This is a genomic window from Shewanella sp. SP2S2-6 (assembly GCF_031931965.1).
GTDB classification, from domain to species: domain Bacteria; phylum Pseudomonadota; class Gammaproteobacteria; order Enterobacterales; family Shewanellaceae; genus Shewanella; species Shewanella baltica.
In genome coordinates this window covers 75,930-99,555 of record NZ_JAUOEQ010000005.1, presented here as the reverse complement: position 1 = coordinate 99,555, position 23,626 = coordinate 75,930, and the positions used below count along the sequence as shown (strand labels likewise).

Here is a 23,626-nt window from a genome sequence, read left to right as displayed (position 1 = left end):
AAAAACGCCATCGAATTGATGGCGTTTTTTATGCTTAATGTCTGATGACGTTAGGCTTTATTCACGTTCGTACTTTCAAAAATCTTGTCGGCAGACGCAGCCACAAAGCCAGTATAAAGCTCACCATTGGCCATAGGATAACGCAGCGCAAACTCATAGAAACAACTTGGGATTTCCACTGTCGCATCGGTGAATTCAAGGCCAATCTTATCGGCCATAGTCGACGATTGCTCTAATAACACTTCTGGCGAACCTTTGATCTCGCCACCTGAACCATTAAGCACAAAGCCCGCTTGCTTCAGGGCATCATTCACTGACTCTAAAGTTTCAAAACCGTCGAGGTGATTGATAGACACAGTGAAATGGTTAGCGCGATAGCCAAAAGCCGCTACCCAAGCCGCATATTCGCTCTCAGTTAATAAATCCTGATAGGTTTTAGAATCTAAAGACCAATGGCGACCCGAGTAAATAAAGTTGTCCGCCGTTGTCGCCGCTACATCCACTTGGGCGATTAAGCCTTGAATGGTGTCTTGTAGCGCTGGGCTAAATTCTTCAACTAACAGTTCAGAGATAAACACTTTAGGCTGAGTCGAATCTGGGTGTTCAAAATGCTTAGCGATCAGTTTTTTCTGTTCAAACTTATAATCACCGCAAGCGACATAACCAAGTGAAGTGAAATGCTTAGCAAGCACATCCAAATTCACCTTAGCGATGTTGAAAGTACGCAGGGCGATATGATCGTTGATGATTGGCTTACCATGGCCCAGCAACTCGTGCACTTTTGCCGCAGATGGGGTCATTTGAATATAGTCTTGCCACAGGGCGGCAAATAACGCGTTGATGTCGGTATGCATAAAAACTCCTTTTATTGTGCTGCGGTTATTGCTGTTATTTTGCCGCGAACACTAAATGTAACGACCTAAATGCCACTGTTGCAGCGTCATACATACCCACAGTAGAAGCTCAAGTTACGTTACTGCTTGTTATTAAAAAGGAAGAACATTCGTCCTTCCTCCTCTTTACCACGTACTCTTTACCACATAAAAGACAAATCTTTACCCGCTTATAAGCTCAAACCTGGGCTTAATGTCGCAGGTAAGCTCACAGCATCGGCCTCGACCGAAGCGACGGGATAAGCACAGTAATCGGCGGCATAGAAAGCGCTCGCTCTGTGATTACCTGATGCACCTACGCCACCAAAAGGTGCCGCGCCCGATGCGCCAGTGATTTGTTTATTCCAGTTAACAATCCCAGCACGAATGCGCGCGAGGAAATAGTCATAATCTTCACGGCTATCGGCCAGTAAACCCGCTGACAAACCATAACGCGTTTGGTTAGCCAGTTTAATCGCTTGATCGAAATCGCTATAACGCACTAGCTGTAGCAGAGGTCCGAAGTATTCTTCATCCGGCAAGACATCGATAGCCGTCACATCGATAAGGCCAGGAGAGACTAAGCCCGTACCCGCTTCTAAATGGGTTAACTCGACTAACGATACGCCGCCTAAGTTCAGCAAATTCGTCTGCGCCGCAACCATACCTTTGGCGGCAGTTTCAGAAATCATTGAGCCCATAAAAGGTTGTGGCTGCGCGTTCCAAGGGCCAACTTTAATCTGTTTGACCGCAGCGGCTAACATGGCAATCAAGGCATCGCCCTGCTCGCCTTGATCTACATATAGACGGCGCGCACAAGTACAACGTTGGCCAGATGAGATATAAGCCGACTGCAAAATATCGTGCACGGCAGCTTTGATATCCTGCACACCTTTAATGATCAGTGGGTTATTGCCACCCATCTCAAGCGCTAAAATCTTGCCCGGATGACCGGCATATTGTTGATGTAAAAAATGCCCCGTGCGTGAGCTGCCGGTAAAGAACAGACCATCGAGCTGCGGGTGAGAAGCCAGTGCTTTACCCGTATCCACTTCACCTTGGACTAAGTTGAGCACGCCAGCAGGCAGACCCGCTTTATCCCATAGGCTAACCATCAGCTCAGCAACTTTAGGCGTCAATTCAGAAGGTTTAAAAATCACAGTATTCCCCGCCAGCAGCGCAGGCACTATGTGACCGTTCGGCAAATGACCGGGGAAGTTGTAAGGACCGAACACCGCCACAACACCGTGGGGTTTGTGACGGATAACCGCGCGTCCCGCTGGTGTATCGTTAGCTTCAGTGCCCGTACGTTTATTGTAAGCCGCGGCTGATAGTGCAATTTTGCCTATCATAGCGCCGACTTCGGTCGCCGTTTCCCACTGAGGTTTACCCGTTTCTTGGGCAATCGTTTCAGCCAGTTCCGCTTTGTTGGCTTCGAGTTGGCTGCGATACGCTTCGACTATGGCTAAACGCGCATCGAAACCTAACATAAACCAATCAAACTGTGCGGCGCGCGCGGCATCAACGGCGGCGTTAACTTGTTCTGCGGTGGCCGTTTTACCGGTCCAAATAGTTTGAGCATTGGCTGGGTTAATTGAGGCCACGTCATGACCTTTGCCTGCATGCCACTGACCTTGAATATAATGTGTCATTTGTTATTCCTACATTGCCAAAATACGAATTTGATCGCCTTTTGCGAGCAACAAACCCGCAGCCAGCTCAGGGCTGATAATGATGTGTTCGGATTTGTCGTCCACGGCCAGTGCGGCAGACGTCGCTCGATAATTGGCTAATTGAGTATTTGAGATAATAAATTGAGTGTCGGCTTCGACCATGTCACCAATATCAACGGTTAATAAACGGCTTTCACGCACGCCGCGAATGTCCGATAAACGACACTCAACCGTTGGACCACCATCAAAAATATCCACATAACCGCGGCATCTAAAACCTTCGGCCTGCAGCAGACTTAATGCGGGACGGGTATTGGTATGCACTTCACCAATCACTTTCTGTGCCTCTTCCGGCAACAGACAAACATAGACAGGGTTTCGTGGCATCATCTCGGCCATAAATGCCTTTTTGCCCAAACCAGAAAGATAATCCGCCTGAATAAAATCAATGCCTAAAAAGTGTTTTTGCAGCCAGCCATAGAAAGGTGAATGACCATCGGCATCGCTCACACCGCGCATTTCGGCAATTACAGTTTCACCAAAACGCTTTGCATGTTGCGCTAAAAACAGAAAGCGACTGCGGGATAACATGCGGCCATTGTTGCCCTTGCGATACGCTTCACGCAAAAACAGGGTGCACATCTCGGCGGCGCCAGTGTAATCATGGCAAAGGGTGAGGGTTTCGACCTCGTTACGCACGTCAATTTGTTCGGAATGATAGACTTCAGTACCGAGTCGATAATGGTAGAAAGCATCTTCCATTCCCACGGCTGCTTCGATAGCGCACGTCCCCACCACTTCACGGGTGTCGGTATCTTCCAGCACCATCAGATAACCTTCATCGAAGGGCGCATCGACGGTTTTGACGAATGAGGCTTCTGCTCGCGCAATTTTATGTCTGAGCAAATCGGCATTCACGGGTAATGACGTAAAACCATGACCAGACTCTTCGGCAATTTGATATAAGGCTTCAAAATCGCCAGCCTGAATAGGACGTATGATTAACATCTTAGTGTCTCCTCACTTTGGCTTGCCGTGCATCAAGGCACCTCTCTTCGAAAAGACAGGTAGTGATGCACGTAAGTATTCCCTGACAAAAAAGGAGTGCGAATAAATTCAGCACTCCTTTGGTCATTTAGGCGGCAGCTATGCTCGCCACAGCACGTTCAAAACGAGCTAGACCTTCAGCAATATCTGCCTCAGGGATCACCAGAGAAGGAGCAAAACGTACCACGTTAGCACCCGCCATCAGGCTCATTAAGCCTTCAGCGACAGAGGCTACCAAGAAGTCGCGTGAACGGCCTTGGTATTGTTCATTAAGAACTGCCCCTAACAGCAAACCTTTACCGCGTACTTCTGAAAATACATGATATTTTTCATTAATTTTGTTCAAACCATCGCGCAATAACTGCTCGCGATGTTTAACGCCGTCTAACACTTCAGGGGTGTTCACTACGTCTAACACAGCATTACCGATAGCGCAGGCTAATGGGTTACCGCCATAGGTAGAACCGTGAGTGCCCACTTTTAGATGTTCAGCAATCTCAGCCGTTGTCAGCATAGCTGCGATAGGGAAACCACCGCCGAGTGCTTTAGCTGTGGTTAAAATGTCAGGCACGATTTCAGTACCCATGTAAGCGTACAGTTCGCCAGTACGACCCACACCTGTTTGCACTTCATCAAAAATCACTAGCGCATTGTGCTTGTTAGCCAGTTCACGCACGGCTTTTAGGAATGCAGGATCGGCATCGATAATACCGCCCTCGCCCTGCAGCGGCTCAAGCATGATGGCACAGGTTCTGTCCGTTACTGCAGCTTCTAATGCAGCAACATCGTTAAATGGCAGGTGAGTAATGCTCTGTGGCTTAGGACCAAAACCATCGGAATAGGCAGCTTGTCCACCAACGCTAACGGTGAAGAAGGTACGGCCGTGGAAGGCTTTATCGAATGCTATGATTTCGTCTTTTTCAACGCCGTGTTTTTCTAAGGCGTAACGACGGGCAAGTTTCAATGCGGCTTCGTTGGCTTCGGCGCCAGAGTTGGCAAAATACACTTTGTCGGCAAACGTGCTGTTAACTAATTTAGTCGCTAATTCTAAGGCAGGCTCGTTCGTCATTACATTTGACAGATGCCATAATTTTTCGCCTTGTGTTTTAAGGGCATTCACAAGAGCAGGATGACAGTGACCTAAGCAATTTACCGCAATACCGCCAGCAAAATCGATAAACTCATTACCCTCTTGGTCCCAAACTCGGCTTCCTTCGCCACGAACAGGGATCACAGCAGCAGGCGCATAATTAGGCACCATCACTGCGTCAAACTGGGCACGGTCTAACTTCATATCAACGCTCATTCTTCTTCGTCCTTTGTGTTTGTTTAACGGCGCCTTGCACCGTCAGAGTCCCATAGGTATCTTTATCTAGAGTTAGTGATACTGGGATTGCTTGTGTCTATTAATAACCATTATTAGCGAAAATGTGATCAAAATACCAGTTTTTCACAAACATCAATCCTCGCACTTCCACCCAAAGTGCATAAAGATTGCAGTTTAAGAACTATACAAGCGGTTATGCCCGTGGCTTTCAGCATAATTAGTCAGAAAAAAAGTTATTTACCCCTCATTTTGCTAGCTATTCACTGAATGTGAATAACTACACCATTTTAACGAATCAAGTGTGAAAGCACAAAATGGCTAATTTTCGACCTCACTTCAAGGGCTTCAGGCAATAAATTGAACAAGGGAAACACATGGGGCATGTTAGGGTAAAAACAGCCCGTTATCTCGCCACCGCTGGCTTTGACTTGAGCGACTAGGCGCTCAGAATCCTGCAATAACAGCTCCCGCGTACCCGCAATCACTAAGATGGGCGGCAGATCTGCCAAGTCCCCCTGCAAGGGCGAAACTTTTGCTGACATGGGGTCGGCCCCCCCAAGATAAGCACCACGTAAACGCAGCAAAGCTTCGATGGTGAAGAAGGGATCGTCAGCTGCGAGTATCAGCTCAGTATCTCCTGTTAGTGCTAAATCCAACGCGGGCGATAACAAGATACAGGCCGTCGGTAATGGCAGGGCTAAACGCTTTAATTCCAGCAACAAACTCAGGGCTAAATTGCCGCCGGCAGAGTCGCCCATGAGGATCACATTCTCATCGCCCTTAAGCGCGATTAATCGCTTATAGGCTTCAAGCACATCATCAAATGGCGCAGGAAAAGGATGCTCAGGTGCGAGACGATAATCAGGAATATAGGCATCCAATTGACAACGTTGGCTAATATCCGCGATTAATCTTGCGTGGGCATGGGGCGTTTTAAAACAAAAACCTCCGCCTCGGATATAAAACAGATTGCCAAGGCGAGTTTGCTCATTGAGAAGCACATAGTGCAGCAAGCTAGAGTGTTGCAAAGGGATGGTGGCACTAACTAACTTATCCGGCCAAGGAAGCCAACGTTTATCGAGATCAAGCAACTTTTTACGCACTTGCGCTAGGGGGACTTTGGCCTTGCCGCGACTGATGGATGGCCTAGCGACATAAGATAAAATAGTATTCAGTACAGATGCTTGCCAGCTTGGCATATCACTTCCTCTACTTAAACGCCGCCATCCCGACGCTCAAGTCGCAGGTCGTGGACTACAGCAGATCTAACTTCCTATAATTCTGTGCTTTTAAGCGCAGCACTTCTTGCTCAGTTAACTCGTAATAATCGAACATTAAACGCTTTTCTTGGGGATCGATTTGACGCATCTCTTCGAGTAACACCACCTTAGCATAACAGTTTGCCCGCGCGACTAATGCCGCCTGCGGTGACAATTCTCGATAGCTTAAGGTCAGGTCTAACTCCTTCAATAACCCAGTCAAAGGGCTTGCTTCAAACTTAAGTAACTCTAATAGCTGCCAGTTAAGTTTATGACCATGGCTTAACACTTGTTCAAACACCGCTTTGGCCGGAAACTCAGTGGCAATCACAGCATCATACACTTCCTTGTCACGGCTGCTGCTGGCTTCCCTTATCCACGCTCCCCAGGTTTGATCGAATAAGCGGGCACTCAAACTCAGCACAACCGAGGTGCCTAATTGATTGAGTAAGGCACTACTGTAAACCAAGGCTGAGTCAGTATTATGAAGCTGAGCCAACGCATTGGCCGCGATACCACTGACTATGCTGTAGCGCCATAATTTACGGGTAGTCCACAGCAACTTAGCATTGGCGCTCGGCAGCCAATTGCGCAGGCAAAAGTAAGGGATAATCGTTCGCAGGTTTTCGATGCCGATGTAATTCATCACCAATTTGATATCAGTGACTCGCACATCTGAGCTCTGAGGCCGGCGAGCACGAAAAGACGGGCTGTTGACCATGTTGGTTAAGTCGCGGCACAACCAACTTAAGTTACTGATCAGCGGTCTTAATCGCGTCGCATCAAGATTTTTTGCCAGCAGTAATTCCAACAACAGAATTTGCGATTCATTGATCTCTGACTTAGCCAGAACCAGTTCGGGGGACGCGAGTTGATGCTCGATGGCATTATTGACCGTTTCATGCAGCTGGCTCGATACGGCTTCGAACACTTCTTTGGCTTTAATTTGTTTCATCAAACGCGCCAAAATCGCTTCGCGCTCAACATCTAACTTATTCGCATCGGCCTCTAATTCAAGGTCGAGATCATCCAAAAGAGTCGGGCTCGCTTTATGCTTTCCGAGGATCAATTGCTGATAGAGTCTGTGCTCTATCTCTATAATTTTGCCGGGTCTTACACCGCCCGCAACCGAAATCGCCACTATAAATCTTTCCTATATCGCTAATGCCCGAGTGACGTCAAAACAATCAAACTCTCAAAATCATTACAATTTCAGCACATACACTTAATCTTAGCAATAACGCAAAGTCGCAGAACACAAACATAGTGTTATATCGGATATTTCCTACTCAGTTGCCCAATAAAAAGGCCTCACATAGAGGCCTTGGCAGGAAATAGAGCGAAGTTATTTGAGTTCTTGTTCGAATAACTTATAGATGCGGCGGTATTCGTCTAACCAGCTAGAAGGCTGACGGAAACCATGGGGCTCGACAGGATAAATCGCCGTTTCAAAGGTCGGTTTTTCCAGTTCGATCAAATGCTGCACCATGCGCACGCTGTCTTGGAAGAAAACGTTGTCGTCCATAACGCCACTCATAATAAGCAGTGGTTTCGTTAATCCTTGGGCATGCTCAATCGGAGAGCTGCGCTCATAGGCGATAGGATCGACATCAGGCGTATTTAAGATGTTGGAGGTATAAGGCGCATTATAATGTGCCCAGTCAGCCACAGGACGCAGTGCGGCTCCTGCTTGGAACAAGTCAGGTGCAGTGAACAATGACATAAAGGTTAAGAATCCGCCGTAGGAACCACCATAAGTCCCGACACGCTCCGTATCAACATTCGTATTGGTTCCCATCCAGCTAACGCCATCCTTTAAGTCTTCCACTTCTGGATGACCCATATTGCGATAAATCGCGGTGCGCCAATCTCGGCCATAACCTTTAGAGCCACGGTAATCCATGTCCATCACCACATAGCCTTGCTGAGTCAGCAGGTTGTGAAACATAAACTCGCGGAAGTAACCGCTAAAGCCATAGTCAGCATTTTGCAGATAACCAGCGCCGTGGTTGAAAATCACCGCAGGGTATTTCTCAGCGCGGGATTTATCATAGCCTTGTGGCAAATAAACGCGGGCGTACACTTTGCCAGCACCATGGCTTGAAGGTACAGCGACCACTTCTGGTGCCTGCCATGGATAATTTTTAAAGGCATCGCTGATGTAAGACGTCAGCTGCTTTAACTCACCGCCAATGGATTGAACATAGAGCTCATTTGGCTGAGTGCGGCGTGAGGCATTAAGTAGTAGCTGAGTACCATCAGGACTTAGGCTGTAATCTAAGTTGCCATCCCACTGCGTTAATTGCTCATTTTTACCTGTGGCTAAGTTCACCCGGTGAACGTTATAAATGCCAGGGTGAGTTTGGTTAGCTTTGTAGTAGATATAATTCGCGTCCGGTGACAGCTGGATGTCGCTCACAACAAACTTGCCTTGGGTTAAGGCGCGCGGCTTTTCACCGAGTCCTTTCACATAGAGCTGCGAATAACCTGATTCTTCCGACAAATAGTACAGAGAATCCGTCCCCGGCAACCAACCGAATTGGTTGTAGTCGTAATTCACCCAAGCGTCATCATGCAAACGATGTTCGGTGGTGAATTTACCTTTAGCTAAATCGACACTGGCGATCCAGCGATCTTTGTTATCGGTGGCTTCTAGCATCAGGGCTAATTTATCTTCCGATTCATGCCACTGAATCGCGCTCTGGGTCCAGCCCCAATCCTGAATTAGCTGAATTTTGCGTGGCGCTTTAGTGCTTTGGTAAGTTTCGCCTTTCGCTTTAGCATTCTCAGCTTTCACTTTGGCGAGTACATCTTCATCAAAACCAGTAAGGCCCTCGATAGTGATATCGACTTGTTTATGCTGGTTTAAATCAAGCACTACAAAGCGTTGTCCTGGCGGCGTATCTTCAGCCACACGTGCACGCACGGGTACGGGATCAATATAACCATCGCTGCCTAAGTAGTTAGGCATGATGTCGTGTTCACTGCTGCCGGTGTAATTCTTGTCGGTCAGAGCAAGTAAAATATAGCGGCCATCCGGTGACAGGCTAAGCTCTGACACGACTTCGCTATCGCCTAAATACCAAGTGCTGGCGGCGAGCGTCGGGTCGCTTTTTTGCAATTCATCTTTGTACTGTGCTTTGGCTTTAGCATTCTCTTGCTGCAGCGCCACATACTTAATCAATCTGTGCTGTTGCTTAGCAATATAAGACGTTGGAGCTTTTACACCTTCTGGGGCTTTCGCCATTTTAATTTCAGCAAGCTGCTCGACTAAGCCTGAGTCTTGATGAATTTGGAAAACATTGTCGCCCTGCCAATAGGCGATATCGCCATTATTGAGATAACGCACGCCATCGATGGCACTGCGCTGGCGAGTCAGTTGGCTGATTTTACCTATACTTAATTGCTTAACAAAAATGTTGCCCTGATACAGATAAGCCTTGTGGGACTTAGTGCGATCAAACACACCAAACTGCTGATCTGCCGCGTGTAATTTATCAAGCGCTAGCTCGACGGCGCGACTGTCATTAATGCCTTGCTGATAATAGCTACGCAGAGGTGAAGCACTCGCTTGGCGGGCAAACAGCACACTTTGGCTATCGTCGCTCCAGTATGCCTCTTTGGCGAAAACGCCCATCCAATCGGGATTTGCCATAATTTGATTAAGCGTAAGCGCCTGTGAAACCTGTGGCGGTTGGGCTAAGGGAACTTGGAATGCTTGCGGGGATGATGCCGGAACAGCTGTTTCAGTCGATGTCGCAGCGCAACCTGCCAACACGGCAACCGCTAACGCACTTAAACCCAAATTTCGCATTACGCTTCTCATTTGTCCTTCCTTTTATTGTTATCGCAACGGCTAAATGACCCAGTCTAGTTTATCTGCTGGTTTTGCCTATTCGCGTAGTTTTGCCGCAGTTATAGCATAGTTAATCGCTAAACTTGCTTAAAAAAAGGATAAATCTTGTAACAGAAATTGATACTACGAATATAGTGCGGGGAGTTTTTAGAGCGAGGAGTTTTTAGGGCGAGGAAATTATACAGGCACAGTAGGTTGCGCTAAAAAATTGGCTAATAGTTCGAGACCTTGCTCGGTAAGAATCGATTCGGGATGAAATTGCACCCCATACAAGGGTAAATCTTGATGACTCATGGCCATGATTTCACAGCCGTGGATCGGATCATCAAACCAAGCATCGAGAACAAAACCTTCAGGCACAGCATCCACCAATAACGAGTGATAGCGTGTCACAGTTAAGGGCTGATTCAATCCCTCAAATAACCGCTGCCCAGTGTGCGCAATGGCGCTGACCTTGCCGTGCATCACCCGCTTAGCACGCACCACCTTGGCACCAAAAACCTGCGCCATCGCCTGATGCCCTAAACACACACCTAGGATCGGCATACGCGTGGCAAAATGTTCAATCGCCGCAAGGGAAATCCCCGCCTCATTGGGAGTACAAGGTCCTGGAGAAATCACCAAATGAGTAGGCGCAAGCGCCTCGATGTCGGCGATGCTAATTTCGTCATTACGTTTAACCACTATCTCTTGCCCTAGCTGCTGAAAATACTGCACTAAGTTAAAGGTAAAAGAGTCGTAATTATCGATCATTAGCAACATACAAGATCCATTGGCCTAAATGGGTAAGAGTAGAACGCATATCCGACGGATGAATGCGGGCGCAAATGCTACCACACCTTATCCTCAAGGTTTAGCCAATTACAGCGATAAAATACAGTGACAAAAAAGCCAGTCATTGGACTGGCTCAGTTTTAAAACAACTTGGGCATTTCACCACAGCGATTTAGCGGTCGTTATTTTACGACGGTTAAATGGCTGCGACGCTTAGGTGGTTCATCCGTCGGTTCAGGCGCTTTATCGTTTGTTTCAACAACAGATAAAGATGAATCGACTTCATCGTCAAGCAAATAAGCATCTTCGATATCGAAGACAGTGCCAGCCCCATTTTCACGGGCATAAATAGCGACAATTGACGCCATTGGCAACATCACCTGCTGGGGAACACCACCAAAACGCGCATTGAACTCCACACACTCATTGCTAATTTGCAAATTGCCCACTGCGCCAGCAGCGATATTCAACACTATTTGGCCATCCTTCACGTATTGCTGCGGTACTTGAGTACCTTCGATAAAGGCATCAACCACAACGTGAGGAGTCAATTGGTTATCCATCAACCAATCATAGTAAGCCCTTAGTAAATAAGGACGATTTGGAGTCAAAGGCTTCATTACATACCCATGCGCATTTCGCGTTCAGCTTCAGTCAAAGAAGCTTTAAACGATTCACGCTCAAAAATACGTGTCATGTACGCTTTGATATCTTTAGCTACACGGCTATCTAGCTCAATACCTAATACAGGTAAGCGCCATAACAATGGGCCAAGGTAGCAATCCGCTAGACCAAATTCTTCGCTCATGAAGTAAGGCACTTCACCGAAGATTGGCGCAATTGCAATCAGGCTTTCAGTCAACTCTTTACGAGCGGCTTCAACACGATCACCTTTACGGATACGATCCACTAGCGAATACCAGTCTGTATCTATGCGGTGCATCATCAAACGGCTTTGGCCGCGAGACACTGGATAAACTGGCATCAAAGGCGGATGAGGAAAACGCTCATCCAAATATTCCATGATAATGCGTGATTCGTATAATACGAGTTCACGGTCTACCAAAGTTGGCACTGAGTTATATGGATTTACTTCGAGCAAATCCTCAGGCATTTCGTTAGGGTCGACCTGTAAAACATCAACAGTAACCCCTTTCTCAGCTAACACGATACGTACTTGATGGCTATACAGATCATCAGCACCTGAAAACAGTGTCATGATAGAGCGTTTGTTGGCAGCAACAGCCATTGATACCCTCCAGAATCGAAATAAAACAAAAGTAAACGAGGGGCTAAGCCCCCCGTTTACACTATGCGGATATTACATTTTACCCGTTATTGGTGCCTAGTGTACATCTTTCCAATACTCTTTCTTCAAGAGGTAGGCCACAATAAAGAATATAAACAGGAATCCGAGTACCCACCAACCCATAGCTTGACGCTCTAGCTTAACAGGTTCAGCCGAATAGACTAAGAAACCCGTGATATCACGAACCGCTTGATCATATTCTTCCGCATTTAATTTACCGCCAGTCACCACAATAGTGCCATCTTCTTGTTTAACTGGTGTGCCTTGCAACTCTTCGAGTACATGTGGCATACCAACAGATGGGAACACTGTGTTATTCACACCAAATGGGCGACTAGGATCTTTATAGAAGCCTTTTAGATAGGAATAAACCCAATCTTCGCCACGAACGCGTGCAACTAATGTTAAATCAGGCGGTGTAGCACCAAACCATTTAGCAGCATCTTTATGCGGAATCGCGTTTTGCATAAGCTCACCAATTTTGGCATCGGTGAACATATACTTGTTACGCATGTCATCAATAGAGATACCGAGATCAGTAGCGACACGTTCATAACGCTGATACTGAGTGCTATGGCAACCAGAACAATAATGTTGGAACAGGTCCACACCACGCTCTAAAGAAGCTTTATCATGCAGGTCAACATTAGCGTCTTCTAAATGTATTTTATGCCCGCTTGCGGCCATAGCCAGCGTCGGCAACAAGGTGACTAATGCAATCAGTAATTTTTTCATTAGTGTGTCAACCTCGCTGGAACAGGTTTAGTTTTTTCATTCTTGCTGTATACCCACAGCGCCACAAAGAAACCAAAGTAAGTAAAAGTAAACACCTGTGCAACTATCGTCAGCGTCGGCGTAGCAGGAACTACACCTAAGTAACCTAACACTATGAAAGAAATTGCGAATTGAGCAATGTTCAACTTGTGCAGCGTGCTACGGTAGCGAACTGATTTAACTTTACAACGATCTAACCAAGGCAATACGAACAGTACAGCAATCGATAGCCCCATCATTATTACGCCTGCTAATTTATCAGGAATAGCACGTAAAATGGCGTAGAAAGGTGTGAAGTACCATACAGGTGCAATGTGTTCAGGTGTCTTCATCGGGTTAGCCGCTTCAAAGTTTGGCTTCTCAAGGAAGTAACCGCCGCCTTCAGGAATGAAGAACAACACATAACAAAACACAATCAGGAAGCCTGCAACGCCCATGATGTCTTTAACTGTGTAGTATGGGTGGAATGGAATACCATCAACTGGCCAGCCATTCTCGTCTTTGTTCTTCTTAATCTCGATACCGTCAGGGTTGTTTGAACCCACTTCGTGTAGCGCAATTAAGTGTAAGAACACGAGTACTACTAATACTAACGGCAGTGCAATCACGTGCAGTGCGAAGAATCGGTTCAATGTTGCACCAGAGATCACGTAATCGCCACGGATCCACAGGGTTAAATCGTCACCAATAACAGGAATAGCACCAAACAGAGAAATAATTACCTGCGCGCCCCAGTACGACATTTGTCCCCATGGCAGCAAGTAACCCATAAAGGCTTCAGCCATCAGCACGAGGAAAATCAGCATACCGAACAACCACAGTAGCTCTCTAGGCTTCTGATATGAACCGTAAATCAGACCACGGAACATATGTAAGTAGATCACAACGAAGAATGCAGACGCACCAGTCGAGTGCATATAACGCAGCAACCAACCGTATTCAACGTCACGCATTATGTATTCAACAGAAGCGAATGCGCCTTCTGCTGTTGGTACATAATTCATCGTCAACCAGATACCCGTCAGTAATTGGTTAACCAATACCAACATCGCTAGCGAACCGAAAAAGTACCAAAAGTTAAAGTTAGTTGGCGTCGCATACTGACCCACGTGACGGTTATAAGTCGCCGTCATAGGGATACGCGCATCAATCCAATTAATTAAATTCTTAACCATTACGCCACTCCTTTATCTACACCGATAATCACGGTGCCATCATCAACGTATTGATGTGGAGGAATAACTAGGTTCAATGGAGCAGGTACGCCTTGGAAGACGCGGCCAGCCATATCGAACTTAGAGCCATGACATGGACAGAAGAAACCAGAAGTGACACCTTCAACTTGCTCACCAAATGAATCTGGTAAATAAGTAGGTGAACATCCGAGGTGGGTACAAATACCGACAGCAATAAAATACTCTGGCTTAATTGAGCGCAAAGGATTTGTTGCATATTCAGGCTGCTGCATTTCAGCAGAAGCAGGATCTCTTAACTTATCATCATGTGTTGGCAGTTCATTGATCACAGCATCTGTGCGACGGACAACCCATACAGGTTTTCCACGCCACTCAACACGGATCAGCTGACCTGGCTCTACTTTACTGATATTTACTTCGACCGGTGCACCTGCAGCTTTCGCTTTGGCACTCGGATTCCATGACTTGATGAAAGGAACCGCTACAGCGACGGCACCAGCACCACCTACTACGGCGGTTGCGGCTGTCAGGAATCTGCGACGTCCGGTATCGACTGGCGCATTGCTCATCCACTTATCTCCCAGAGGGTGTTGGAATTTTTATATTTCAAAGACTTTCGGCCCTTAGTCATCACTAGGGTCAAAAATCGAAGTTTGAAGCGGGGCTCATTATAGCTAAAAATTAGAAGCAGATCATAGTGAAAACACGCAAGTAAGTTAGGGAGATTGCGTGTTTTTTGAAAAAAGTCGAAAAAAGCCCCAACTATTAAGCCGTTTTAATCAATTTGGAAGGTTTTTTGAGCATCTTGTCTGTGACATCGGCATAAAGCATGCATCGCTAATATAAATTAGCCTTAACTTTTCTATCTAAGTTAACAATCGCCAGATAAAAAAATAGGCCCTGGGTAACAGGGCCTATTAGATCAACACTTTTAACGTATTACTTCTTGGGTGAAGTGCTCTTCATATACTTGAAGAACTCGCTATCAGGCTCCAATACCATGATATCTGACTTGCCTGAGAAACTAGCACGATAGGCTTCTAAGCTACGAACAAAGCTAAAAAATTCAGCATCTTTGCTATAAGCATCAGAATATATCTTAGCCGCTAATGCATCACCTTCACCACGAATGGTTAAGGCTTTACGCTCAGCTTCAGCAATCTTCACTGTTACATTAGCATCGATCGTTGCACGGATAATTTCAGATTGCTCTTTACCTTGTGCTCTATGCTCTTTTGCCACAGCTTGACGCTCAGCACGCATACGTTGGTAAATACTGTTACTGACGTTAGCGGGTAAATTGATTTGCTTTACACGCACATCGACAACTTCAATACCTAAGTCTTTAGCGCTTTCTGAAGCATTTTCCAATGCATCATTCTGTAACTCATCACGCTTACCAGAGACAATCTCTTTGATTGTGCGGCGACCAAACTCAGTTCGTAAATCGTTGTTGATCTTACGTTGTAAAAGCGATTCAGCATTCGATTTAATACCACCATTTGTAGACAGGTAATATTTTTCGAAATCCAAAATACGCCACTTCACATAAGAATCGACCATAAGGTCTTTCTTCTCTGAAGTTACAAAACGATCCGCAGCACCATCAAGTGTTTGAATACGGGCATCGAGTAATTTTACTTTATCGATCACAGGTACTTTAACGTGTAAACCTGGACCATAGACGCGAGTGACTTGCTTGCCATCCACATTGTCTTTTAAAATTTCACCGAAACGCGCCACAATTGCGCGCTCGCCTTCATTCACCACCATTAAAGATGACAAACCAATACCTAAAAGTACGGCGATAAGAATAACGCTTAATCTACCCATGGATTACTCCCTCCCTTGGCGAGTACGATCATCGCGGGATGGACGTCCACTCAAAGGCTCATTCGCGCGAGTCGTTGATACAGATGAAGAATTGACATTTTGCTGTGGCTTAGCTTCCAGCTCAATTGTCGCAGGCTTCTGCTGAATTAACTTATCTAGCGGTAGGTACATTAAGTTGCCGTTGTTTTTGGCATCAATCAGCACTTTATTCGTATCAGTCATCACTTGCTGCATTGTATCGAGATACAAACGCTTGCGAGTCACTTCAGGCGCAGCTTGATACTCAGGTAATAACAGCTCAAATCGAGCCACTTTACCGCGAGCCTCTAAGACTTCACGCTCTTTATAAGCATTCGCTTGTTGTGCCATACGTTCAACTTCACCACGAGCTTTAGGTTCAATCTCACGGGCATAGGCTTCAGCTTCACGAATAAAACGTTGTTCATCTTCTTGGGCAGAAATCGCATCATCGAAGGCATCTTTCACTTCTTCAGGCGGACGTGCCGGCAAGAAGTTAACATCGACAATCGCCAGACCCAATTTATAGGGCTCAAGAATGCGCTCTAACTCTTTCCACGTATCGCGACGGATAGCATCACGGCCAGTAGTCAGAATATCATCCATCTTGTTATGTCCGATGACATAACGCAATGCACTGTCGGTCGCTTCACGCAAACTGGCGTTCGCATCGACGGCACTGAACAGATATGAGTAAGCATCTAAAATACGATACTGCACATCAAGCTCAACTTTCACGACGTTTTCATCGGATGTCAGCATGCTACCAGACGCAGGAATAGAGCGAACCGATTGAATGTCAACGGGATAAATTTGGTCAATGAAAGTCGCTTTCCAATGAAGACCTGGTCCTATTTCGCCATTATGTTGACCAAATCGCAGTGCCACACCACGCTCCGCTTCTTTAATTGTATAAAAACCCGAAAGTCCCCAAACAACCAAAGCAACAGCAAGAATGATGATTAGGCTAAACGAACTAAAAGATTGGCCTGAGCCATTTCCTTTGCCGCCAAAGCGCTTTGAAAGATTACGAAAAACCTCGTCAAGGTCCGGTGGTCCTTTGTCGTTACCACCTTTATTTCCCCAAGGATCATTACCCTTGTTACCGGGCTCGTTCCAAGCCATTTAGCACTCCATAAGTGGATGAAATAAATTAGATTATTAACAAACAGCCTCATCTATCGAATCTTCGTAGATGAAGGTTTCTAACTCACCCTGACTCTGTTTAGCTAATCGGCGCCAATCGGCGTCCGATAAACGAACAGACAAAATACAGTTCCCCAGATCGTCGTACTCTTTCTGCTGTATCGCATCCAGTCGATAAAACTGGCCAAGATAATGTCCAGCAGTTGCCGGAATTCTAAGTGTTAGCTCTTTAATCACCTCACCGATTAGCTCAGTGATGGCTTTCAACAGCAAATCAAATCCCAAACGCTTCTGTGCCGAAACCCAAACTCGAACGGGTTTGCCTATGTCGTTATATTCAATTCTTGGGGTTACATCCTCGAGTAAATCGATTTTGTTACACACCACGAGTTGCATGACTTCATCGGCTTCGATGTCTTTCAGTACAGATTGAACCTGATCAAAGTTATCCGCCATGTTTTCATCTGCACAATCAACGATATGCAGTAGTAACTCAGCTTGCCTTGTCTCTTGTAAGGTTGCCTTAAATGCAGCAACGAGATCATGGGGCAAATGACGAATAAACCCTACAGTATCCGCTAATATCACGGCACCATCGGGTAAATCTAACTTTCTTAGCGTGGGATCGAGTGTGGCAAACAACTGATCTGCAGCATAAACATCGGATGATGTTAGGGCATTAAACAGCGTTGATTTACCCGCGTTTGTGTAGCCGACTAATGACACTGTCGACAAATCACTGCGCTTACGTGCACGTCTACTCTGTTCACGTTGTTTATCAACTCGCTCTAAGCGTTTGTTGATATTTTTAATCCGTCCTCTGAGCAAACGTCTATCGGTTTCGAGCTGGGTTTCCCCTGGACCACGTAAACCAATACCACCTTTTTGCCTTTCAAGATGCGTCCAACCACGGATCAGGCGAGTCGACATATGGCGCAATTGCGCTAGCTCCACCTGCAACTTACCTTCGTGAGTTCGCGCTCTTTGAGCAAAAATATCGAGAATAAGTGTCGTACGGTCGAGTACTCGACATTGACACACTTGCTCAAGATTACGCTCTTGGGCTGGACTCAATGCATGATTAAAAATCACCACATTGGCTTCGGTCGCCGCCACTAATGCGGCTAACTCTTCAGCTTTACCAGAACCCACAAAAAATTTGCGATCCGGCGAACGTCGACTTCCAGTAATCACCCCGACTGATCGGGCTCCAGCTGATTCCACTAATAGCTGCAGCTCGACTAAATCTTCTCGGCGTTCCTCATCGGAAAAGTCGATATGGACAAGAACCGCAGTTTCTCCCGCCTCATAACGATCAAACAAGAAGTAAACTCCTTAGATATAGCTTATTCGCCACTAGGCGCATCATCTTGAGCACCATATCCGCCTTGGGCATTTTGGTGACCAGTGACGTTGAATGGGCGTGCTGGCACGACAGTAGAAATAGCGTGTTTATAAACCATTTGGCTCACTGTGTTTTTCAACAGAATGACAAATTGGTCAAACGACTCTACCTGTCCTTGGAGTTTAATGCCGTTCACCAAGTAAATTGATACAGGAACGCGCTCGCGACGCAATGCGTTCAAAAATGGGTCTTGTAAAGATTGCCCCTTAGCCATTTTATTATTTCCTTTTTAATTTATATAAAATAAATCGATATCAGTGATAGTTTTTTGTTTAGTTTTAGTATTATACAGCAAGGGCTAATAAGCTAGCGGCATTGACGCATAAGTGTAACTAAATTCCCCTCAGCACCACTTTCGAGCCAATTCAACTCTGGCCAACTGCGCAACCATGTTAATTGACGCTTAGCCAATTGCCTAGTAGCAGCAACCGCTTTTTCGACCATAGTATCATAGTCAAACTCACCATCGAGATATTGCCAGCACTGTCGATAACCCACACAACGCATTGAAGGCAAGTCTAAATGCAGGTCTCCACGGGCTTTCAGCTCTGTGACTTCCTCAAGAAAGCCCTGCTTGAGCATAATCGCAAAACGTTGCGCAATTAAGTCATGTAACACTTTGCGCTCACGCGGTGCAATAGCAAACTGCACTACGTCATAGGGCAAGGGAGCAGACTTGGTCTGAGTCAGCTCAGTCATGCTCTTGCCGCTTATTCTATAGACTTCCAGCGCTCTTGAAAGTCTTTGTGGATCATTAGGATGAATTCTTTCTGCCGACACGGGATCTATCTCCCTTAATTGGTCATGCAGTGCTTCCCATCCCTTTTCATCCGCCTCAGCTTGGATCTCGGCTCTAATGGCCTCGTCCGCACTCGGCAAAGGTGACAATCCTTCAAGTAATGCTTTGAAATACATCATGGTTCCGCCAACTAATACTGGCGTTTTACCCATGCTGACAATCTGTTCTATCTCGGCTATCGCATCGGCTCTAAAGTCGGCTGCCGAATAACTTTCACTAGGATCGCGAATGTCGATCAATCTGTGTGGCCCACGGGCCAGCTCGTCGACGGAAGGCTTGGCGCTGCCAATGTCCATACCGCGATAAATTAATGCTGAATCGACCGAAATGATTTCACAGTTATGCTTTTCGGCCAATTCTAATGCTAAAGCAGTTTTGCCCGAGGCCGTTGGCCCCATCAAAAATATCACTTTAGGCTGTAATTCTTTATTCACTTGCTTGCTCTTCTAGCCACGATTGCCAAGGTAATAATATTGCTTTGTTGGCAATAAGCTGTTTTTTCTCTTCAGCTAACTGCGAAAATGCTGCCCAGATTTCTGGTGCCGAAACGAATCCCGTTAAACTGTGTTTTGCCAACCAAAATGCCAATGCGCTTGGCGCAGGTGTTTCAAAACGCAGCGATTGTAACCACTCAGGTATCACTTTTGCTAACTGGCTCTCTCTGATATATGGGGGCACTTTTTTAATAATCAACTGCTGGTAACGAATTGTTAGTTCTAAACCTAACTGGCGGATCAGCGTGTCATGTTCATCGAGCACAGCCTGCCAATCTGCATCGGCCGCGACAGACACTGGCATCAGTAAAGGCTGGCCAATTAATCCGGTCGCTAGCTTAGCCTCAATCTCTTGGCTGCGCGTCGCCAATGCTACTGATTTTATTGGCAATAGACTCAGTTTATCCGCCGTCGCCATTACCCAATATTGGCCATCTAAAATAGCAGGCATAGGCAGAGATGGCTGATAATCTTGATCTTTTACACTGTAAGAAGGTGTTTGCAATAAAGCACCATAACTTGCAATTGCCGCTTTTGACGGTAATTCAGTACGTTGCCGAGATTCACTTGCAGAATAACTGCTGCGACTACTGTCCCTTGGCGTGGCCATGCTGCCAAAGGCATTCGTTTGAGTGCCAAAACTGGTGCCTTCTCGTCCTGCGCCGGCAGATTTTACTTGAACGGCAGAGGCAACTAACGGTTGAGCAGACTCAAGTGTATCAGCTGGCACATTAACTTGAGCTGAATCAGCACCAAGTACAAAAGGGGCTGAGATTTCAGTGGCGCTTGTCGGGGCATCCACAAACACATCTTCAACTTCATCCAAGGAACTAGAGTGAACGACGTTGAGTTCCCCTGCTTCTTCCAGCGCCGATTGCAATGCTTGCAAAATATAATCATGCACATAGCGACTCTGATGGAATCGTACCTCATGTTTAGCAGGATGCACGTTTACATCCACTTGATGGGGATCGATATCCAACATCAACACATAGCCGGGTTGCTCCAGTTCTGCTTTTTGGGCAAAGGCTTGGCGCACAGCATGATTGACTAAGCGGTCACGGATAAGCCGTCCGTTGACATAAAAATAATGGGTATCAGTAATCACCGGCGACCAAGGTGACTGTAAATAACCACTGAGGCGCAAATCATCGTGTTGACATTCAATCTTAAGCGCTTGCTCAGCAAATGGGCGACCACTTACTTGCGTCAAACGTTGTAAATACTGGGCTTCATTCATGGCGGGACGATAATTGCGTACCGTCTTGCCGTTATGCGTCAGTGTGAAATGGATATCGCCGCGCACTAAGGCGATGCGCTTTAACCATTCATCGATATGGGTAAATTCGGTTTTATCGCTCTTTAAAAAGCGTCTGCGAGCCGGCGTATTAAAGAATAAATCCACCACTTCAATCGTCGAACCAACAGGATGCGCGGCGGGCATGACTTTAACCGCCATGTCGGCACCTTCGGCATGGGCTTGCCATGCTTCGGTTTGATCTGCAGTTCGCGACGTCAACGTTAAGCGTGAGACTGAGCTGATACTGGCTAACGCTTCACCACGGAAACCAAAACTGAGGATAGCTTCAAGATCGTCTAAGGTGTGCAACTTTGAAGTCGCATGGCGCGATAAGGCCAATGCGAGTTCATCTTTGGGTATGCCAGAGCCGTTATCGCGAATTTTAATCAGCTTGCTGCCGCCTTTATCGATTTCAATATCGACTCGGCTCGCTCCTGCGTCGAGGCTATTCTCGACCAATTCTTTGACTACGGAAGCGGGTCTCTCAACCACTTCCCCCGCCGCAATTTGGTTGGCTAATTGCGGTGGCAGGATCTGAATGCCCATCATGCTTTCCTATTTAACTCTGGGGTATGACTAACGTTTGTCCTAACTGCACCACATCGGACTTCATCCCATTCGCTTGTTTGATGCTAGACATAGGCACACGGTAACGCTGCGCAATGGCTGATAAAGACTCACCACGACTGACTTTATGTTTGACATTCGATGCCGTTGAACTTCCCACATAAGCAGTTGGCGTTCTCTCTTTTGTCGATTTAGCACTGCTAGAACTTGCGCCGCCACGCTGGGCAAGCAAGGTGTCCGCGGGCGGATTATTGTGATAGTAACGACTCACTCCTTTGTAAATAGCATCGGCAATGCTTTCTTGATGACGACTGCTCGACAACAAACGCTCTTCTTTAGGATTCGAAATAAAGCCCGTTTCCACTAAAATTGAAGGAATATCCGGCGACTTCAGCACGGCTAGACTCGCCGATTCTGGGCGACTCTTATGCAATTCAGTCACGCTGCCTAAATCCTTAAGAATATCGCCCGCAACTGAATGACCAATGGCCATCGAACTGTTCATCGACATATCGAGCAGCGTCATGGCTAAATACTGTTCATTATCCGTATTTTGGATAATCTCACCCGCGCCGCCCAGCAACTCAGAATGTTTTTCTTTTTGCTCTAACCAACGGCCAATTTCACTGTTAGCACGACGCATAGATAATACCCACACAGAGGCCCCGCGCGGATTGGGTGATGTAAAAGCATCGGCATGGATAGAAATGAGCAGATCGGCCTTACTGTTGCGGGCCAACTCAGAGCGCTTATTCAGATTCACAAAATAATCGCCGGTACGGATCATCACAGCGCGCATGCCGGGCGTGTCATTGATTTTACTCGAAACACGTCTGGCGATTTCCAGGGCCACCTTTTTTTCATAAACGCCAGAAGGGCCAATGGAGCCGGGGTCGTCACCGCCATGACCCGCATCGATAGCAATCACGATGTCGCGGGATGACTTTGCCGCTTGAGTAACCGTTTTAACGGGTGTAGATGAGACGACTGCGGTGGCGGTTGTTAAGGTTTTATCTTCTAAATCAACCACGAGACGATTGCCATAGGGCGCAGTCACAGGTAACGAGAACAAGCTCGCATTCAGTGGCTTCACCAAATCGATTACTAAGCGTAAATCGCCCTTAGTCGGCGACTTACTGACTCGCACGCCCTTGACTAACTTACTATTGTTTTCAAGATTTTTAAGCGCAACTTTAGTGGCGGACTTTTTTAAATCCACCACTAAGCGATTAGGGCCATCTAAAGAGAAATAGGTGTAATCTGGCGCTTCACTTAAATCAAACACGATTCGAGTCGACTCAGGCGCAGCCCAAATACGTACGCTTTCTAACTGATTAGCCGCATGGGCCGCCACAGATAAAAAAGAACATAAAGAAAGAATAATAATTTGAAAATAAGGGTTATTTTTTATCATTTTAGTTTTTATTTTATCGCTTTTAATAACTTTTCACCTGGCTCTGACAAGGCCTCTATGCGTATTTCACGCCCACTATTTTGATAACTTAAATGCATATGGACATCGGCATCGGGCAATAAACCCTCTCCCTTATCTGGCCATTCAACAATGCACAGACTCTTATCCGTGAAATAATCGCGGATCCCCATAAACTCCAGTTCTTCTGGATCGTTTAAACGATACAAATCAAAATGATAAACTTCGACACCCTCTAGCTCATATGGTTCAACTAAAGTGTAAGTCGGGCTTTTAACTGCCCCTTTATGGCCCAAACCTTGAATTAAGCCGCGACTCAGCGTCGTTTTACCGGCGCCTAAATCACCCGTAAGATACAGAGTCAAAGGCGCTTGGACATGGCGAGCTAATTTTTGCCCTACCGCAATAGTGTCGTCTTCGTTGTCTAAGAAAAAAGTTAACTCTGTCATATCCGCTTATATCACTGCTGTTATTAATGGAGAAGCGACTCAACCCTAAAAAGGCACAGGGCACAGAACAAAGTCCAGCCCCGCTTGAGTCTCACA

At 46.4% G+C, this 23,626-nt stretch carries 21 protein-coding genes; all 21 read right to left on the bottom strand.

Annotation, left to right across the window (positions count from 1 at the left end; translation table 11 throughout):
• Nucleotides 1–50 precede the first annotated feature (50 nt).
• Entirely contained in the window at nt 51–854 is an 804-nt protein-coding gene (locus tag Q4Q57_RS05960) for a DUF1338 domain-containing protein (protein WP_311890137.1), read from the bottom strand.
• A gap of 209 nt (nt 855–1,063) precedes the next feature.
• A complete protein-coding gene (gene astD / locus Q4Q57_RS05955) occupies nt 1,064–2,524 on the bottom strand; it encodes a succinylglutamate-semialdehyde dehydrogenase (RefSeq protein WP_311890136.1) in 1,461 nt (486 codons plus the stop codon).
• 9 nt (nt 2,525–2,533) lie between these two features.
• Entirely contained in the window at nt 2,534–3,553 is a 1,020-nt protein-coding gene (gene astA / locus Q4Q57_RS05950; protein ID WP_012197665.1) for an arginine N-succinyltransferase, read from the bottom strand.
• Nucleotides 3,554–3,680: 127 nt separating this feature from the next.
• Nucleotides 3,681–4,898 carry an aspartate aminotransferase family protein gene (locus Q4Q57_RS05945; RefSeq protein WP_006080073.1) on the bottom strand — a complete coding sequence of 406 codons (1,218 nt, stop codon included), beginning with the start codon at nt 4,896–4,898 and terminating at the stop codon, nt 3,681–3,683.
• Nucleotides 4,899–5,206: 308 nt separating this feature from the next.
• On the bottom strand, nt 5,207–6,118 hold the full coding sequence (locus tag Q4Q57_RS05940) for an alpha/beta hydrolase (protein WP_311890135.1): 912 nt from the start codon (nt 6,116–6,118) through the stop codon (nt 5,207–5,209).
• A gap of 55 nt (nt 6,119–6,173) precedes the next feature.
• Complete coding sequence (locus Q4Q57_RS05935) at nt 6,174–7,319, bottom strand: HDOD domain-containing protein (protein ID WP_006080071.1); 1,146 nt, start codon at nt 7,317–7,319, stop codon at nt 6,174–6,176.
• Nucleotides 7,320–7,523: 204 nt separating this feature from the next.
• Nucleotides 7,524–10,004, bottom strand: a complete 2,481-nt coding sequence (locus Q4Q57_RS05930) for a prolyl oligopeptidase family serine peptidase (protein ID WP_311890134.1) — start codon at nt 10,002–10,004, stop codon at nt 7,524–7,526.
• A gap of 207 nt (nt 10,005–10,211) precedes the next feature.
• Complete coding sequence (locus Q4Q57_RS05925; RefSeq protein WP_311890133.1) at nt 10,212–10,796, bottom strand: aminodeoxychorismate/anthranilate synthase component II; 585 nt, start codon at nt 10,794–10,796, stop codon at nt 10,212–10,214.
• A gap of 194 nt (nt 10,797–10,990) precedes the next feature.
• On the bottom strand, nt 10,991–11,428 hold the full coding sequence (locus Q4Q57_RS05920; RefSeq protein ID WP_106651680.1) for a ClpXP protease specificity-enhancing factor: 438 nt from the start codon (nt 11,426–11,428) through the stop codon (nt 10,991–10,993).
• Nucleotides 11,428–12,057: a stringent starvation protein SspA gene (gene sspA, locus Q4Q57_RS05915; protein ID WP_006080065.1), complete on the bottom strand. Its 630-nt coding sequence runs from the start codon at nt 12,055–12,057 to the stop codon at nt 11,428–11,430. The genes Q4Q57_RS05920 and sspA overlap by 1 nt, the downstream gene beginning before the upstream one ends.
• A 96-nt stretch (nt 12,058–12,153) precedes the next feature.
• Nucleotides 12,154–12,852 (bottom strand): cytochrome c1, encoded by a 699-nt coding sequence (locus tag Q4Q57_RS05910; protein ID WP_063881808.1) that lies wholly within the window; start codon nt 12,850–12,852, stop codon nt 12,154–12,156.
• A complete protein-coding gene (locus Q4Q57_RS05905) occupies nt 12,852–14,066 on the bottom strand; it encodes a cytochrome b (RefSeq protein WP_006080061.1) in 1,215 nt (404 codons plus the stop codon). The genes Q4Q57_RS05910 and Q4Q57_RS05905 overlap by 1 nt, the downstream gene beginning before the upstream one ends.
• Entirely contained in the window at nt 14,066–14,656 is a 591-nt protein-coding gene (petA, locus tag Q4Q57_RS05900; protein ID WP_106651681.1) for a ubiquinol-cytochrome c reductase iron-sulfur subunit, read from the bottom strand. The genes Q4Q57_RS05905 and petA overlap by 1 nt, the downstream gene beginning before the upstream one ends.
• A 370-nt stretch (nt 14,657–15,026) precedes the next feature.
• Nucleotides 15,027–15,920, bottom strand: coding sequence for a protease modulator HflC (hflC, locus tag Q4Q57_RS05895; RefSeq protein ID WP_311890132.1), 894 nt, complete (start codon nt 15,918–15,920; stop codon nt 15,027–15,029).
• A gap of 3 nt (nt 15,921–15,923) precedes the next feature.
• On the bottom strand, nt 15,924–17,063 hold the full coding sequence (gene hflK / locus Q4Q57_RS05890; RefSeq protein WP_106651683.1) for an FtsH protease activity modulator HflK: 1,140 nt from the start codon (nt 17,061–17,063) through the stop codon (nt 15,924–15,926).
• A gap of 36 nt (nt 17,064–17,099) precedes the next feature.
• Complete coding sequence (hflX, locus tag Q4Q57_RS05885; protein WP_106651684.1) at nt 17,100–18,407, bottom strand: ribosome rescue GTPase HflX; 1,308 nt, start codon at nt 18,405–18,407, stop codon at nt 17,100–17,102.
• Nucleotides 18,408–18,430: 23 nt separating this feature from the next.
• Nucleotides 18,431–18,703, bottom strand: coding sequence for an RNA chaperone Hfq (hfq, locus tag Q4Q57_RS05880; RefSeq protein ID WP_006084207.1), 273 nt, complete (start codon nt 18,701–18,703; stop codon nt 18,431–18,433).
• A 92-nt stretch (nt 18,704–18,795) separates the two neighbouring features.
• Nucleotides 18,796–19,722, bottom strand: a complete 927-nt coding sequence (miaA, locus tag Q4Q57_RS05875; protein WP_259529802.1) for a tRNA (adenosine(37)-N6)-dimethylallyltransferase MiaA — start codon at nt 19,720–19,722, stop codon at nt 18,796–18,798.
• Nucleotides 19,715–21,628 (bottom strand): DNA mismatch repair endonuclease MutL, encoded by a 1,914-nt coding sequence (gene mutL / locus Q4Q57_RS05870; protein ID WP_371824878.1) that lies wholly within the window; start codon nt 21,626–21,628, stop codon nt 19,715–19,717. The genes miaA and mutL overlap by 8 nt, the downstream gene beginning before the upstream one ends.
• Nucleotides 21,629–21,641: 13 nt before the next feature.
• On the bottom strand, nt 21,642–23,063 hold the full coding sequence (locus Q4Q57_RS05865) for an N-acetylmuramoyl-L-alanine amidase (protein ID WP_311890130.1): 1,422 nt from the start codon (nt 23,061–23,063) through the stop codon (nt 21,642–21,644).
• Nucleotides 23,064–23,071: 8 nt separating this feature from the next.
• Nucleotides 23,072–23,530 carry a tRNA (adenosine(37)-N6)-threonylcarbamoyltransferase complex ATPase subunit type 1 TsaE gene (gene tsaE, locus Q4Q57_RS05860; protein ID WP_006084210.1) on the bottom strand — a complete coding sequence of 153 codons (459 nt, stop codon included), beginning with the start codon at nt 23,528–23,530 and terminating at the stop codon, nt 23,072–23,074.
• Between the last annotated feature and the right edge of the window lie 96 nt (nt 23,531–23,626).

Coding starts and splice junctions, on each gene's coding strand:
- Q4Q57_RS05960 (WP_311890137.1), bottom strand. CDS start 854: ATGCATACCGACATCAACGCGTTATTTGCCGCCCTGTGGCAAGACTAT.
- astD (WP_311890136.1), bottom strand. CDS start 2,524: ATGACACATTATATTCAAGGTCAGTGGCATGCAGGCAAAGGTCATGAC.
- astA (WP_012197665.1), bottom strand. CDS start 3,553: ATGTTAATCATACGTCCTATTCAGGCTGGCGATTTTGAAGCCTTATAT.
- Q4Q57_RS05945 (WP_006080073.1), bottom strand. CDS start 4,898: ATGAGCGTTGATATGAAGTTAGACCGTGCCCAGTTTGACGCAGTGATG.
- Q4Q57_RS05940 (WP_311890135.1), bottom strand. CDS start 6,118: ATGCCAAGCTGGCAAGCATCTGTACTGAATACTATTTTATCTTATGTC.
- Q4Q57_RS05930 (WP_311890134.1), bottom strand. CDS start 10,004: ATGAGAAGCGTAATGCGAAATTTGGGTTTAAGTGCGTTAGCGGTTGCC.
- Q4Q57_RS05925 (WP_311890133.1), bottom strand. CDS start 10,796: ATGTTGCTAATGATCGATAATTACGACTCTTTTACCTTTAACTTAGTG.
- Q4Q57_RS05920 (WP_106651680.1), bottom strand. CDS start 11,428: ATGAAGCCTTTGACTCCAAATCGTCCTTATTTACTAAGGGCTTACTAT.
- sspA (WP_006080065.1), bottom strand. CDS start 12,057: ATGGCTGTTGCTGCCAACAAACGCTCTATCATGACACTGTTTTCAGGT.
- Q4Q57_RS05910 (WP_063881808.1), bottom strand. CDS start 12,852: ATGAAAAAATTACTGATTGCATTAGTCACCTTGTTGCCGACGCTGGCT.
- Q4Q57_RS05905 (WP_006080061.1), bottom strand. CDS start 14,066: ATGGTTAAGAATTTAATTAATTGGATTGATGCGCGTATCCCTATGACG.
- petA (WP_106651681.1), bottom strand. CDS start 14,656: ATGAGCAATGCGCCAGTCGATACCGGACGTCGCAGATTCCTGACAGCC.
- hflC (WP_311890132.1), bottom strand. CDS start 15,920: ATGGGTAGATTAAGCGTTATTCTTATCGCCGTACTTTTAGGTATTGGT.
- hflK (WP_106651683.1), bottom strand. CDS start 17,063: ATGGCTTGGAACGAGCCCGGTAACAAGGGTAATGATCCTTGGGGAAAT.
- hfq (WP_006084207.1), bottom strand. CDS start 18,703: ATGGCTAAGGGGCAATCTTTACAAGACCCATTTTTGAACGCATTGCGT.
- mutL (WP_371824878.1), bottom strand. CDS start 21,628: ATGGGCATTCAGATCCTGCCACCGCAATTAGCCAACCAAATTGCGGCG.
- Q4Q57_RS05865 (WP_311890130.1), bottom strand. CDS start 23,063: ATGATAAAAAATAACCCTTATTTTCAAATTATTATTCTTTCTTTATGT.
- tsaE (WP_006084210.1), bottom strand. CDS start 23,530: ATGACAGAGTTAACTTTTTTCTTAGACAACGAAGACGACACTATTGCG.